Annotated in this window: 13 protein-coding genes; 6 read left to right on the top strand and 7 right to left on the bottom strand. The window is 61.9% G+C overall.

Annotated features, from left to right (window positions below; all coding sequences use genetic code 11):
- Positions 1-4 precede the first annotated feature (4 nt).
- The 3 genes from BM338_RS06560 to BM338_RS06550 are packed head-to-tail and all read left to right on the top strand — an operon-like array spanning position 5 to position 1,783.
- Positions 5-709: a 2OG-Fe(II) oxygenase gene (locus BM338_RS06560; protein ID WP_090449981.1), complete on the top strand. Its 705-nt coding sequence runs from the start codon at positions 5-7 to the stop codon at positions 707-709.
- Between the two features lie 10 nt (positions 710-719).
- Entirely contained in the window at positions 720-1,016 is a 297-nt protein-coding gene (locus BM338_RS06555; protein WP_090449980.1) for an Ada metal-binding domain-containing protein, read from the top strand.
- Complete coding sequence (locus BM338_RS06550) at positions 1,013-1,783, top strand: 2OG-Fe(II) oxygenase (RefSeq protein WP_090449979.1); 771 nt, start codon at positions 1,013-1,015, stop codon at positions 1,781-1,783. The genes BM338_RS06555 and BM338_RS06550 overlap by 4 nt, the downstream gene beginning before the upstream one ends.
- Positions 1,784-1,870: 87 nt before the next feature.
- Here the strand turns inward: BM338_RS06550 and BM338_RS06545 are convergent, their stop codons facing one another.
- The 3 genes from BM338_RS06545 to BM338_RS06535 form a co-directional block, all read right to left on the bottom strand.
- Positions 1,871-3,808 (bottom strand): tetratricopeptide repeat protein, encoded by a 1,938-nt coding sequence (locus BM338_RS06545; RefSeq protein ID WP_090449978.1) that lies wholly within the window; start codon positions 3,806-3,808, stop codon positions 1,871-1,873.
- A gap of 127 nt (positions 3,809-3,935) precedes the next feature.
- A complete protein-coding gene (gene glnA / locus BM338_RS06540; RefSeq protein ID WP_090449977.1) occupies positions 3,936-5,345 on the bottom strand; it encodes a type I glutamate--ammonia ligase in 1,410 nt (469 codons plus the stop codon).
- 392 nt (positions 5,346-5,737) lie between these two features.
- Complete coding sequence (locus tag BM338_RS06535) at positions 5,738-6,454, bottom strand: hypothetical protein (protein WP_143109263.1); 717 nt, start codon at positions 6,452-6,454, stop codon at positions 5,738-5,740.
- A 485-nt stretch (positions 6,455-6,939) separates the two neighbouring features.
- On the opposite strand from BM338_RS06535, the gene BM338_RS06530 reads away from it, so the two are divergent.
- Both BM338_RS06530 and BM338_RS06525 read left to right on the top strand, forming a co-directional pair.
- A complete protein-coding gene (locus tag BM338_RS06530) occupies positions 6,940-7,737 on the top strand; it encodes an undecaprenyl-diphosphate phosphatase (RefSeq protein ID WP_090449975.1) in 798 nt (265 codons plus the stop codon).
- Between the two features lie 55 nt (positions 7,738-7,792).
- Complete coding sequence (locus BM338_RS06525) at positions 7,793-9,379, top strand: winged helix-turn-helix transcriptional regulator (protein ID WP_090449974.1); 1,587 nt, start codon at positions 7,793-7,795, stop codon at positions 9,377-9,379.
- A 1-nt stretch (position 9,380) separates the two neighbouring features.
- On the opposite strand, the gene BM338_RS06520 is transcribed toward BM338_RS06525, so the two are convergent.
- From BM338_RS06520 to BM338_RS06505, 4 genes are all read right to left on the bottom strand, one after another.
- Positions 9,381-10,346: a serine hydrolase domain-containing protein gene (locus tag BM338_RS06520; protein WP_255367218.1), complete on the bottom strand. Its 966-nt coding sequence runs from the start codon at positions 10,344-10,346 to the stop codon at positions 9,381-9,383.
- 311 nt (positions 10,347-10,657) lie between these two features.
- On the bottom strand, positions 10,658-11,914 hold the full coding sequence (locus tag BM338_RS06515) for a type II toxin-antitoxin system HipA family toxin (protein ID WP_090449972.1): 1,257 nt from the start codon (positions 11,912-11,914) through the stop codon (positions 10,658-10,660).
- Positions 11,911-12,261 carry a helix-turn-helix transcriptional regulator gene (locus BM338_RS06510; protein ID WP_090449971.1) on the bottom strand — a complete coding sequence of 117 codons (351 nt, stop codon included), beginning with the start codon at positions 12,259-12,261 and terminating at the stop codon, positions 11,911-11,913. The genes BM338_RS06515 and BM338_RS06510 overlap by 4 nt, the downstream gene beginning before the upstream one ends.
- Positions 12,262-12,397: 136 nt before the next feature.
- Positions 12,398-13,354 carry a LysR family transcriptional regulator gene (locus BM338_RS06505; RefSeq protein ID WP_090449970.1) on the bottom strand — a complete coding sequence of 319 codons (957 nt, stop codon included), beginning with the start codon at positions 13,352-13,354 and terminating at the stop codon, positions 12,398-12,400.
- Positions 13,355-13,497: 143 nt separating this feature from the next.
- On the opposite strand from BM338_RS06505, the gene BM338_RS06500 reads away from it, so the two are divergent.
- Positions 13,498-14,691, top strand: coding sequence for an efflux RND transporter periplasmic adaptor subunit (locus BM338_RS06500; protein ID WP_090449969.1), 1,194 nt, complete (start codon positions 13,498-13,500; stop codon positions 14,689-14,691).
- The last annotated feature ends 160 nt before the right edge of the window (positions 14,692-14,851 follow it).

Below are 14,851 nucleotides of genomic sequence, written 5' to 3'. Positions count from 1 at the left end.
TCGCGTGAGCGGGATTTCCTCGATCGATCGGCTCGACTGGGCCGATGTCGGCACCCAGCTGGACCAGGAAGGCTACGCCTTGCTTCCCGGACTGTTCGATGCCGCCCAGGCACGCGCCCTGCCGCCATGGACCGGTACCGCGAAGGCCGGGCATCACGAAAGCCTGGCATCGGGCGATCTGGGCAGTGGCGATCTCTTTTATCTCGCGCAACCGCTGCCGGAGCCATTGGCGACATGGCAAGCAGCGTTCTATCGCCACCTCGCTCCCGTCGCCAACCGATGGAATGAAACGTTGGGGGTCGGCTATCGCTACCCCGATGAGCTGGATGCGTTTATCGCGCTCAACCAACTGGCGGGCCAGCGGCGGCAGCGATCCAGCCTGAGCCGTTTGCGCGAGCACGACTATCAGGCGTTGCATCAGCAGACAGAAGGCGAGCACGTCTTTCCGTTGCAGCTGGTCGCACTGCTGTCGACGCCCGGCGAGGATTTCAGCGGCGGCGAGTTCGTGATGACCGAGCAACGCCCACGTATGCAATCGCGTCCGGTGGTGTTGCCGTTGAAGCTTGGCGATGCTGCGATCATCACCACCGCGCAGCGCCCCTGCAAGGGCAGCAAGGGCTACTACCGCGTGAGCCTCAAGCACGCGATCAGCCGGGTGCGCGGCGGTGAGCGGATCGGCCTGGAGCTCTGGTTTCACGACGCACCCTGAGCACAGGCCCATGGCAGGCACGAAAACTTGGATCCTGATCGGCCGCGACGGCAAGCCGTACACGAGCGATGTGCCCGGGATGTTTGGCGGGCATCGCGGTAGCAAGGTGTACGGACGCCTCGACTGCCGCGCAGCTTTGCAGGCGATTGCACGCGGCGGGTACGTGGCGCATCGCGTGTTCTTTCCCGATGAGGACACCGCACAGGTTGCTGGCTATCGACCGTGCGCAGTGTGCCTGCCCGAGCCCTATGCCGTCTGGAAAGGTGAGCAGCCGCTCAAGCCACCCATGAAGAGATATCGGACATGACTCAGCAAGTTCTTCTTTTGCCGGATACAGACACCTGCTTTGGGTCAGAGCCGCTCGCGAGCACGATCGAACATCGCATCAACGCTATCGATTGGCATCGCACCGAAGTGACTCTGACCCATGATGGTTACGCCGTGCTGCCTGTCTTGCTGTCCTCCGTACAGTGCCGCGAGATCGCAGCCTTCTTCTCCGAAGAGGAGCGCTTTCGCAGCCGTATCGTGATGGAGCGTTACGCGTTCGGGCGTGGCGAGTACAAATATTTCCGCTATCCGCTGCCCGATCCGGTCGGACGATTGCGCACGGCCTTGTATCCGCACCTGGCGCCTATCGCCAACCGCTGGCATGCAGCCATGCGCATGAGCGAACGCTTCCCGGCGACGCATGCCGAATTCATGGCTATCTGCCATCGCGAAGGACAGCAGCGTCCGACGCCCTTGCTACTGCGCTACCGCGAGCGCGACTACTGCTGTCTGCATCAGGATCTTTACGGCGACCACGTTTTCCCCTTGCAGGCCGTGTTTTTGCTCGACGAACCGGGCCGCGATTTTGAAGGTGGCGAACTGCTGCTTACCGAGAGCGATCCCAAAAGGCCTGGCCGCGCGGAAGTCGTCCCGTTACGTCAGGGTCAGGCAGTGGTCTTCGCGGTCAACAGTCGCCCGGCTCGCTCATCGCGCGGTTTCTATCGCACTCAGCTGCGTCATGGGGTCAGCCAATTGCGCCAGGGTCAGCGCCATACACTCGGCATCATTTTTCACGATGCCAAGTGAGTTAACGCTCCCACTGTCGCGGTGACGGCCTTGAGCAAGTCCGGTTGGCAAGGAAAAGCAGAAGCCTTGCGCCTTGGCGCCGGCAAGTTAGAAAGACGATCGTACCCTTTCGACCCAGGCTGCATACCTCGCGTCTTCCCCAACCGGAATTCCTGCGGCCATGTCACGGATGACTTCACTGGCAGGGAAAACAGCCATCACCAGAGGTGCGAGGCACGCTGCATAGGCTTGCGCATCGATCAGGCTGCGCAGGCGTTCCGCTGCCGGACGCTCGAACTCGTCGACGATAGGCGAGGCATAGCGACGCCCCTTAGCCAACGCCGTGAAGTACATGAACTGCGCCGCCTCGTTGTCCGGCATGGACAGGGCGAGATTCTGCATCCAGGTATAGATGTTGCGCTCCCCAAACAAACGGGTGCGCTGCTCCGGGCTTTCAAGCAGCGTCAGCACCAGTGTTTGCGCCAGCCCGCTCAAGTATTCGGTGGAGAAAGCACGCGGTAATGCGTAGTACGTCACCCGACTAGGTCGCGTGCTGCCGCTGGCGTGCTGAAGCGCCTCAAGGATTTCCTCGCCCATCTCCGATACGGCCTGACCAAGCTCGCGCATGCGCACACTGCGCTCCAGGCGAAGAAGCACGTGCATATCGGATGCAGTGCGCACTCGCCACGTCACGACGAAGCCATCTTCGCGCTCACCGATATCGCCCTCGACCACATATTCATAGCCTTCGGTGACGTGCCGCAACTCATCCTCGTCCCACGGCTTACCGAACAGAACCAGGCTGTTTTCATCCGTGGTCGGAATGAGAGCTACCGATTTCAGTTCGCTACGGAAGATTAGTTGTTCGTGCAGATACAAAGGCAGCGCGCGCGAAAAACGGCCGCGCTCATCTTCGCGGCCACTGCGCACGTGGCCGTCGGTCGATTCGCCATGCGCCGAAAGCGCCAGCAGCAATACTCGGGTTTCGCGCTCTTCCATCGACGGTGCCGCCCATGCCATGTCATGCATAGCGGCCAGCCAGGGCGGCAGGTCCAGCTGGCGCATGACGATCTTCGGCATGGCTTCCTCTTTGTGCGGAGGCTGTTTCACCAGCTGATCGAACGCCTGCGAGAAATGTTGAAGCGTCGAATGCAAAGCGGGTTGCTTCAATGCGTAGAAGCGCTCCAGCAACGCCAGACCGGGTGCCGCCTCGCCCGATTGCAGATAAGCCTGCAGCAGATTGAAGCCCGCGCGCGGGTCGTGCCGCTGCGGATCGAATACCGGCGCAACGAGGTCGATCGCTTCCACCAGCCATCCCTTCTGGCCCAGCGCAGCGCCGATAATCATCAGGACGTCCTCGCCATCCGGCTGAACCGTGAGGACGTGACGAAAATACTCAACGGCGCGCTCGTGGTCGTCACGCTGCAGCAGCATCTCTCCCAGCAAAAGCTGCGGTCGCCAGCCTCCAGGCAGCTGTGCCAGGCGCGCCAGTTCGGCTTCGACGCGCGGTTCGCCGTCGCTCTCGCGCAGGATCGCACACCACCATCCCAGGCCATTGTCCTGATTCGGATCGAGCAGCAGGCTGCGCTCCAGGGTCCGCAGCGAACCCGCCTCGTCGCCGAGCTGATGCAAGGCCTTGGCCTGATTGGTCAACAGCGTGCCGGTTTCACCGATGGATGCTATCGCAGCCCGCAAGATGGCGTCGGCACCGGCGGCATCGTCCAGTTTCATCAGCACGATGGCGCGGATGACGTGCGAACGCTCCACCATCGGATCGATAGCGAGCAGGCGTTCGCTCGCCGGAGCGACCTCGGCGGCCATGTCATCGTTCACGGCATCGATGATCATCTGGTACAGCCGGTCTGGGGTGTTCCAGTGCTGCTTCAGATTCGGTTGGAGCACCTTGTCGCGCCATTCGGTACGCGTGATCTGCAACTGCCGGCCGTAACTGTCGACGACGGTGATCATTTCGGAAGCTGACGGCGATGGATTCGCCGCGGCATCTTCGGTGGTTTTCTTTCCGCGCTTCTTGAACAGTCCGAACATGATGTGTCATCCCTGGCGTGAAGGCGGCATCTTGCATCGAATCGATGACGGTTGACCACCGGCTGCATGAAACAAAACGGGCGCCCAAGGCGCCCGTTTCGTCTCTCCGCGTCTCGTCTCTAGACGATCAGAGCGCGTAGTACATCTGGAACTCCAGCGGATGCGTGCTGGCGCGATAGCGGGTCACTTCCTGCATCTTCAACGCGATGTAGGCGTCGATGAAGTCATCGGTGAACACGCCGCCGGCCTTGAGGAAGTCGCGGTCCTTGTCGAGCGCGACCAGCGCTTCGTCGAGGCTGGCGCAGACCTGCGGGATGTTCTTCTCTTCTTCCGGCGGCAGGTCGTACAGATCCTTGTCGGCCGGCGCGCCCGGGTCGATCTTGTTAATGATGCCGTCGAGGCCGGCCATCATCAGCGCGGTGAACACCAGATAGCCGGAGTTCATCGGGTCGGGGAAGCGCACTTCGATGCGGCGACCCTTCGGGCTGGACACATACGGAATGCGGCAGCTCGCCGAGCGGTTGCGGGCCGAGTAGGCCAGCATCACCGGCGCTTCGAAGCCCGGCACCAGGCGCTTGTAGCTGTTGGTGGTGGAGTTGGCGAAGGCATTGATGGCCTTGGCGTGCTTGAAGATGCCGCCGATGTACCACAGCGCAGTCTGGCTCAGGCCGCCGTACAGGTCGCCGGCGAACAGGTTGTTGCCGTCCTTCGCCAGCGACTGGTGCACGTGCATGCCGCTGCCGTTGTCGCCCACGATCGGCTTGGGCATGAAGGTCACGGTCTTGCCGTTCTGGTGAGCGACGTTCTTGATGACGTACTTCATCGTCATCAGTTCGTCGGCCTTCTGCACCAGCGTGTTGAACTTCACGCCGATCTCGCACTGGCCGGCATTGGCCACTTCGTGGTGATGCACTTCCACCACCTGACCGAGCGACTCCAGCACCTTGCACATGTCAGCACGCAGGTCGCCCAGCGAGTCGACCGGGCTGACCGGGAAGTAGCCGCCCTTCACGCCCGGACGGTGGCCGGTGTTGTTGTCTTCGTACTTGTAGCGCGACGACCACGCGGCTTCTTCGGAGCCGATTTCGTAGAACACGCGGCCCATGTCGTTCTGCCAGCGCACGGAATCGAAAATGAAGAACTCCGGCTCCGGGCCGAAGAAAGCGGTGTCGGCGATGCCGGTGGACTTGAGGTATGCCTCGCCGCGCTTGGCGATGGAGCGCGGATCACGGCCGTAAGCCTGCATGGTGCTCGGCTCCAGCACGTCGCAATGCAGCACCAGCTGGGTGTGTGCGCTGAACGGATCGAGGTAGGCGGTGTTCGGATCGGGCAGCAGGATCATGTCCGACTCGTTGATGCCCTTCCAACCCGAGATCGACGAACCATCGAACATCTTGCCGTCCTCGAAGGTCGACTCGTCGATGGCATGCGCCGGGAACGTGACGTGATGGTGTTTGCCGAGCATGTCGGCAAAACGGAAGTCGACGAACTCGACGTCGTGTTCCTGGATCAGGTCGAGCACTTTCTGGGCGGACATGACGAACCTCGATGGGTAAAGGTGTGGGAGAACTCAAGCCTTTTGGCAAGCTTTGTGCCAAAGCACGAACGTGGCGCAATTCAATGTCTTACATCGAGCCACCTTCGATCAGTTGGCCCAATTTGCACAGATAACGGGAAAACATGGCTTGGATATAGCACCAATTTGATGCATTTCGGTGACCCGATCCACATGCCTTTCCCGTGCCAGGCATCCTAGCCGCTCAGCCGGCGGCCGGACACGTGGCCAGGCATCCGAGAACCTCGCACAACCTCATCTTGATCGTCATCCCGGCGAAAGCCGGGACCCAGCGACTTTAAGCCTTTGAAAACAGCACAGGCTTTGGATGCCGGCTTTCGCCGTGATGACGAACTTGAACCAGAGCAAGTCCGTCATTCAATCCTTGCCTTGGGAATGTCGGCGATACCAATAAACGTGCGGCGGGGAAATAGTTTCTTCCCGGTGTCGCATAGCCTTCCGATCAACGCCGGTATCGACTCGAGACTCGAAGGCACGGCTTGGCAGACGTTATGGGTGGCCACCTCCCAACGCCCGTAGTTCATCTCGCCCAGCACGCTCTTGAACTGCTCCAGCGTAATCGGCTTGCCCATGATGCCCGTCCTGGCCACCAGCGGATGGATGACGTCGAACAACAGGTCGTTGCGTATGTTGAGGTGTAGGAGGCAATCGTCGTAGCGGCGCTGCTCGCGCTCCAAGGCCATAATCAAGCCGGATTCACCGAGCTCCACCAGAAAAACCAACTCTTCAACCCGCTGTCGGATATGACTGCTGGGAGGATTGGGGAACGCACGCAAATTGGAAACCTGCTCTGGGGAGTCATTGTCTTTGAACAGCTCGGCTTTCACCGTCGACAGGTAGTTGACCTGGGAAACCAACACCAGGATGGCCCGATTGATGGCGCCCGCTCTCAACTCCTCTCGTTTGACGGCTTCGTCGATACCCAGGTACTTGAACGCGAGGAACGCACCCAGCAGTGTTCCCACGAAAGGGAAAGCCCAGGTCGCCAGCTCCGGGGGCGACAAGGCTTCATTGAACAAAGCCTCGGCAAACAGCGTCCCGATAAACAGCGACGCGAGCAGGGTGAACAACCATCCGCCTGCGCTCTGGTAGGCCCTCATGCGATCACCGCGCGACCGTCGGTATGACACCGACTGTCTGGAGGGGATACATCGGCCCACATTTCCCTGCGGGGCACCCGGCTTCGACAAGAGATGACGTATCGCACCGTCATGCCTCCTCCGCTGTGGATCGCGCGATTCTGCCGCAGCCAAAGTGAACGGTCCGCCTTTCAGCCTTCGCACGAAGGGTGCGGCCGCAGAATTTTGCGAATCTTTCGGCGCTTCGGGGTACTCCGAAAATGAGGCAACCGCCGGGACCGAGCGCCTACCATTACTCGTGACCCAAAGGCTCCGGCCTCGTGCTTTCGCGGGAGTTATGAGCAAGAGAGACACCCCGGGCTCTATCCCACGCATCAGCAAACAGCCATCTTTTGTTCGTGCACTACCCGTAAGCTATGGCGCTTTCACGGCGGCCACCCCGTCGCTTCCTCCACCTCAGCGGAGCCAGCTACCTCGTGAGCGATCTGATCAACGTCATCCTGCTTGGCATCATCGAAGGCATCACCGAATTCCTGCCCATTTCCAGCACCGGCCATTTGCTGATCGCCGAGAAGTTCGGCCTGGGCGAGCGCTCGGATCTGTTCAACGTAGGTATCCAGGCGGGCGCGATCCTCGCGGTGACCTTCATCTACTGGAAACGCATCTGGCAGTTGTTCACGCAGTGGCGCGAGCCGGCCAACCGCGACTATCTGGCAAAGCTGTTCGTGGCCTTCATGATCACCGCGGTGCTGGGTTTCATCGTGACGCACATGGGCTTCAAGCTGCCGGAGGCGGTGACGCCTATCGCCTGGGCGCTGGTGATCGGCGGTATCTGGATGATCGGCGCCGAGCGGCTCGCCGCACGGCAAGTGGATCGCACCGAAGTGACCTGGCGCGTGGCGATCCTGGTCGGCATTGCGCAGATCGTGGCCGGCGTGTTCCCCGGCACATCGCGTTCGGCCGCCACTATCTTCACCGCTATGCTGGCCGGCACCAGCAACCGCGCCGCTGCCACGGAGTTCGCTTTCCTGGTGGGCATCCCCACCATGTATGCGGCGACCGGCTACGAGTTGCTGAAGGTCGTGAAGAGCGGCGGCGTGGCGCATGAGGACTGGACCGCGCTGATCGTCGGCTTCATCGTCTCCGCTGTGGTCGCCTTTGTCGCGGTGAAGTGGCTGCTCGGCTACATCCGCAGCCATCACTTCACTCCGTTCGCGATCTACCGCATCGCGCTGGGCATCGCCTTGCTGCTGTGGCTGCCGACCGGCGGCTGAGCGCTCCGGGTCGATCCGTGAAACGATAGTCGCCGCGCTTCGGCCGGCGACTGCCATGGACCAACCCCGACATCTCCGATTGCTGGATCTGCACATCGACCTCGCCCGGCAACGGGTCAGTCGGGACGATGTGCCGCTGGATGTGCAAGGGCTGAGCTTCCAACTACTCGCCTGCCTGCTTCGCCACCGCGATGCCGTGGTCGATTTCGACACGCTGATGGCCGAAGTGTGGGCACCGGCGGTCGTCAACGAAGAAACGGTCACCCAACGCGTGAAGCTGCTGCGTCAGGCGCTCGGCGACGATGGCCGCCAGCCGCGCTATATCCGCTCGGTGCGCGGGCGCGGCTATAAGCTGTGCGAGCCACCGGTGGTCGCGGAAACGCTGATACCTGTTGAGCCCGTCGCGCCGAATCATCATCGTGGCGCCTGGATCGCCGCGCTGGGCATCGCCGTCCTTGTACTTGGTGGCGCTGGCTGGTGGGAGTGGCATCGCTCGCTTGCCGCGACCACCGCCACGACCTCGCCGACGCAAGAGTTATTACAGCGCGCGGCTTATTACGCCGGCATCGGACAACGCGACAACAACGAGCGCGCCATCGGCTTGTATCAGCAGGTGTTGGCGACCTCGCCTTCCCATGCCGCAGCGCAAGTCGGGCTAAGCCGCGCATACAGCGCGCGCGCCTGCCTCTACAACTTTCCCTACGAATGGGCGCGCTCGGCGCAGCAGCTCGCGGAAACGGTACTCAAGTCGGATACGCGCAACGCCGCCGCCTGGTCCGCCCTGGCCTATGCGCACGATTGCCGCGGCGAGATGCAGGCGGCCATCGATGCCTATCAGCACGCCGTAGTACTCGATCCGGCTGACGATGGCAGTCGTGCATCCGCCGCTTATCTGTATCAGGAGCGTGGACAGTTGGTGGATGCCCTGCGCGCCAATCTGGATCTGCATGGCGATGCATCGCGCGTGCGCTTTCGCGATGTGCAGATTGCACGCGAACTGGATCTGCTGGGTTTCACCGAGGCCGCTGAGCAGCGCTTCCGGCGCAGCTTCCAGCTCAATCCCGACAATGTGTTCTCCAACATCGCCTGGCCGCAGCATTTGTTTCTGCAAGGACGACTGGCGGAAGCACAGACCGCGCTCGATCAGGCGATGACCCGCAACACACCGCATGTTGGCCTGTACGTGTTGGCCGGCGAGCTGGCCTTGCTGCGCGGCGATCGCACCGCAGCCCACAGCACGTTCGACCAGGCCGTTCGATTGCGCCCGCAGATGAGCCTGCCCACCACGCTGGCCACGCTCTATGGCGACACACCATCCACCCCGGCCTGGCTCGATACGCGCATCGCCGGCATGAAGAGCCAGCTGGCCGAAGGTATGGGTTATCCGTCGGACCAGCTGGAACTTGCCATGCTGCAACTGGCGCGCGGTCAGCGTGCGGAGGCGCTGGCTACCATCACTGCTGCCGTGCAGGCCGGTTATAGCGACCGCGCCTATTTGCAGACATCGCCGCTGCTGCGTCCCTTGACCGGCGAACCGGCCTACGCGACAGCCATCGATACCATCAGCCGTCGCATGGCGGAACAGCGCGCGCAGGTAATGGCCGCCGCATGGCGCCCGGCCGAGCTGCGCCAGACGCCTTGAGTTATGGCAACGCCTTGAGGATGTAGTCGCGGAAGATCTCCTGCGACTGCGGATGCATATAGCGCTGGTTGTAGGCCGTGCTGGTCACCACCGCGACGAGTTTCTGCGAGGGCACCACAAACACATAGTTGCCGCCATTGCCGGACATAGCCCACGCCGTTTGTTCGACGCCCTTTACCGGGAAACGGAAGCACCACCAGAAGTAGCCGTAGTCCGCATCGTCGCGCGCTTGCGCATGCACACTCAGCATGCGATGCACCCACGCAGCGGAAACGATCTGTCGGCCTTGCCAGCGGCCGTCATCCAGCGCCAGCTCACCCAGCTTCGCCAGATCCCGGCTGCGATAGCGCGTACCACCGCCACCCATGCCGATGCCCAAAGGCGAGGTGTTCCAGTGCGATTGGGTAATACCCAACGGCTTTTCCAACACTTCGGCGGCGAACGCTGAAAGTGGCTTGTGCGTGGCGCGCTCCACCACCGCGCCAGCTACAAAGGCACCGGCCGTGCAGTAGGCAAACGCGCGGCCGTGCGGGCTATCGGCGGGTTTCGTCATCCACGGCGCAAAGCCTTTGATCGGCAAGTCGAGGGCGAACTGCAGCCAATCCTCGCTCACATACATGCGCTCCTCATTGCCGGAGGAAAACTGGTTTTCGTCGTCACATTCCCACAGCGAACTCATGGTCAGCAGGTCTTCCAGCGTGATCGCCTGCTTGCGCACATCGGGGTGTTGTACCGGTTGCTTGTCCGGGAAGTAGCTATAGACCTTGGCCTGCACCTCCGGAATCAGGCCGCGGTCGATGGCCGCCCCGACCAGCCACGCCGTCACGCTCTTGCTGGCCGAGCGGATGTCATTCAACTGCGCGGCGCTGCTGCCATTGAAGTACGCCTCATAGACCAGCTTGCCGTCTTTGGCCACCACGATGCTGGTAATGCCCTTGTAGGTGTTATCGGCGAGCTTGGCCTCCAGGGTGGCGAACCGCGCGACATCCCAATGCGACGCCCGCGCATCGGCGACCGCCCAGCCATCGCCGTCAGGGACGGGAGGCCGGTAATCCGCCGCAACAAGCGGCAAAGACAGGGTAGTCAGCAGACCAGCAACGAACAGACACAAAGGTTTGAATGACACGTGAGCTTCTCCGCTATCTAGGTGCGGAGAAGCTCAGCAGGAGGCCGAATGAAGCGCCTGAAATGCGAATGAAGAATTCTGAAGGTGCACAGAAAGACGCGCTTTCATGTCGCTGATCGGGCAACGGTGTCACGATCCGCTGCAGTTCTGGCTCAACGGGCGGGATCCATCACGCTGCGCATCTTCGCTATCTCCGAAGCGCGGGCGCTGAGCTGTCGTGCCAAGGACTGCCAGCCATCGACAGCCTTACGGACCTCGTCTGCGATGGTCTCGGCTCTGGATTTTTTCAGTCGGTAGTAGTCCGCCGTAGCCATGAGCAGATCGGAGTTCGGAGTGGTATCGGCCTCGTTGATGCCCAGAACGTGATCGTTCTTGGCTGGATTGGGATTGATGTCGAATGCGGGGGACAGCCGCCAACCATCTACGTCGCGAAGAAACCCATGGTTACGCAGATGGTCGTCGCGATTACCGACCAGAATGTTGAACAGCACCCGACGGAACAGTTGCTCCAGTTCCCTGGCTATATATGTTGGTGTGCCGACTTCCTCGATCAACAGAACCAGGTCCAGGTAACTGTGGAAATTGGCGCTGTTTGTTGCGAGCAGGGTCATGGCCGAGGCATAAGCCCGCCTACTCCCATCCACGCGATCAAAACGTGATACCGCGAAGGTATGGCCTCGGTCCGACAGCTTCATCAGTGCTGCGGGCGGCATATTGATGCCTGACTGCAGCGCCAGTTTGTAAGTGACGAACTCCCACAGGCCCACGTCGTGCTCATCGTCGTTGGACGGAAATTTGGCGATCCATAGGCTGCCGTCTTCCTCACGCATGCTCGCTTTGGGACGCGCACCGCCTAATGATGCACCTGGTGCGATGAGCTGTTTCATCCACGCGATGCGTTCTGGCGTGTCGGCTTCTTCATCACGCTCGATCATGCCCGCGATGGCCTCAAGCTCTCGCATGGAGGTGACCGGCGGTGCATTGAGGGCAGCGTGGCTCACGTACTCCGCTGACTGCGGGTCGCGCAGGCGCATGGCCCCCATACGTCCTTCATCGGCGACACCGGTAAGGTAATCCCAGTCATTGAGCGTTCGCGGCAAACGCTTTTCAGCATGGGCCTCAATGATTTCGCGCCTGTCCATGAGCAACCGCCCCCATCGGTCAGGCGAGCTATCCTGGAACACACCCGCGAGCGTCCGGGCTCCCGTATGCGCGTGATGTTGCCCCGCTCCCAGCGGCAAGTCGGGGTCGAGCTGGAAGGTCGCAACAGGTTCGCTCTTGCTTAGCCATGCAGCGGCATATTCAAAGCTCAAGACATGGCGCCCTCGGTTTCCAACTCGATCCAATCGCCCCACTCGGGCGCTCCCGCCCAAGGTGGCATCATCGATCCATACATCGAGCGTATTCATGTTTTGTCGCTCGGCTTGACGGTCGGCGCGCGCGGGGCAAGCTTCGTCCGGCGTGGCGCGCGCACACGTTTGCTGTCTTGCAACTCGCGCCCCAGCGAGTCCTGCGCCGCTATCGCATCGACATCGGCGCCCAACCCCAAGACGGTCAGCACACGCAGCATGATGGCCAGGCTCGTGGTCGGATCACCGTTCTCCAGCTTGGCCACGGTCGGGACGGACACGCCGACACGCTCTGCCAGCATTTCCTGGGTCAGATCACGACGAAGCCGCGCCGCGCGCAGGCGCTCGCCCAAAGCGGCGATCTGGCGTCGAGCCTGCGGGTGAGTTGGGGGGACTCGTTTGGCCATGACAGGCTTTAATCCCAAATAAAAGCATGCCTTATCCTAGATAAAAGCTGTTTTATTTGCAATTAACGTCTGATTGCGACGAATCCCAGCCGTGCATGCTTTTCTCCTCCCCCTGCTCGGGCCGCGAAGCGGGGCGTTATGCGCTCAGGCGCTGCGCCGGTGCGGCCGGCTTGATCACCGGCGGCTTCTTAAAGCCCGGCTCGTTGGTGCGGTCGAACAACTCGCGCACCCATTCGATGAAAGCCTGCACGCGCGCGGAGAGATGTTTCTTCTGCGGGTAGACGATCCACACCGGTTTGCCGGTGGAAATGGTGTCGGTCATCACCAGCTCGATCATGCCTTTGTCGAGCATGCACGCCACCAACATATGCGGCGCCTGGGTGATGCCCAGGCCGGCGGACACGGCCTGGATCACCGATTCGCCGTCGTTGATCAACAGGTGCGCGTCGATATCCACGCCCACTTGCCCGCTCGGCGTGTCGAACTGCCATTGGCGCTGGCGGCCGTTGGGGTAGACGTAGTTGATGCAGCGATGGTGCTTGAGGTCATCGATGCTCTTGGGCGCGCCGTATTTGCGCAGGTAGTCCGGCGAGGCGCAGACCACGTTGCGCAGGTAACCGATCTTGCGCGCGATCAGGCTGGAATCCTCCAGCTCGCCCACGCGGATGGCGCAGTCCATACCTTCTTCATTGAGGTCGGAGGGGCTGTCGGTCATCGATAGCTCCAGCCGGATATCCGGGTAGCGCTGCTCGAATTCGTCCAGGCGCGGGATGATCGCCGCCCGGCCCACCGCCAGCGAAATACCCACGCGCAGCTTGCCGGTGGGTTTGCGGGTGGCGTAGTTCAGCGCTTCGGTCGCCTCGGTCAGATCGGCAAGGATCTCCTTGCAACGCGCATGGAACGCGGCCCCATCGTCGGTCAAACGCAGGGAGCGCGTCGAACGGAACAAGAGGCGGGCGCCTAGCCGTTCTTCCAGCCGTGACACCGCCCGGCTGACGCCGGAGGGGGTCATGCCGAGCTGGACGGCGGCAGCAGCGAAGCTCTTGGCTTCGACCACCCGGACAAAGGCGGAAATTGCGGCAAAGTCTTCCATAGGGACGATTCTCTGCTGATTCGTGACTCGGAGTCACTACTGCATTGCACCATGAGGGTATTTTCTATACCGCAAGGTACACCTATTCTCTCGCGCCTCGAACGATTTTAAAGAAACCGTTCACTAATTCCCCGGAGCGCAAGATGAAGAATCGATGGATCTTCGCCACCCTCGCCGTCGTTGCCGTCGCAGGCAGCTGGACGGTGCTCAGTAACCGTGGCAGCACCCACGCCCAGATCGCTCCCGCTGGCCCGCCCGAAGTCACCGTCGCCCAGGTGCTGGTGCGCCAGGTCAGCGACGCCGACGATTTCACCGGCCGCCTGCAGGCGGTCGACACCATTGACCTGCGCCCGCGCGTGGGCGGCTACGTGGATTCGATCCACTTCAAGGAAGGCGCGGCGGTCAAGAAGGGCGAATTGCTCTTCCGTATCGACCCCCGCCCGTTCCAGGCCGAGGTGGATCGCCTTAATGCCAATCTCAGCCAGGCCAAGGCCGAGCAGGCGTTGGCCGAGGCCAATGCGGCACGCGGCCAGAAGCTGCTGGAGCAGCACGCCATCTCTCGTGAGGAAAGCGACCGCCTGAACACGGCGGGGCAAAGTGCCAAGGCCCAGGTGGCTTCTACCGGCGCCGCTTTGCAGTCCGCTCGCCTCAATCTCAGCTTTACCGAAATCCGCGCGCCGATCGACGGCCGCGTGAGCAACGCCTTGGTCACCCCGGGCAACCTGGTGACCAGCAACGACGTGCTCACCAGCGTGGTCAGCGTGGATCCGGTGTACGCCTACTTCGACGTGGACGAGCACAGCTATCTCAAGCTCGACCAGCAACGCCGTGAGAACGGCGGTGCGCCGCGGGTGGCGATGGCGCTGGCCAATGAGAAGGGCTTTCCGCATGTGGGCCGCATCGACTTTGTCGACAACCAGCTGCGCGTGGGCTCGGGCACGATCCGTCTGCGCGCGGTGTTCGACAACGCCGACGCGCGCTACACGCCGGGCCTGTACGTACGCATCCAGTTGCGCAGCGACAGCAAGCGACAGCGTGCGCTGATCGACGACCGCGCCGTTGGCACCGACCTTGGCAACAAGTACGTCTACGTGCTGACCAAGGAGCGTAAGGTGGAGTACCGCAAGATCACCACCGGCCCGCTACTGGATGGCCTGCGCGTGGTGAACGATGGCCTGGATGCCGGCGACACCGTGGTGGTGAACGGCCTGCAGCGCGTGCGCCCCGGTGCCGAGGTAAACCCCACCAAGGTCGCGATGGAAACCCGCAGCCTCGATGCGAGCAAGCAGTTGGCGCAGACGGGTGGTGGAGCGAACAAAGTGGCCTCGCAGGACTAATAGATGACTCCCTCCCCTGCATATAGCAGGGGAGGGTTGGGGTGGGGTCGAGCCCCGCAAGCCCGCAGCGTTTTCTCAAGGGCTTACCCCCTCCCAACCTCCCCCTGCTAGCAGGGGGAGGAGCAAGGACTCCAGCAACGTTACGCCTTCCCCTTCGTGT

The organism is Dyella sp. OK004, from assembly GCF_900114495.1.
Lineage (GTDB): Bacteria > Pseudomonadota > Gammaproteobacteria > Xanthomonadales > Rhodanobacteraceae > Dyella_D.
This window is presented reverse-complemented; position numbering and strand designations above follow the sequence as displayed.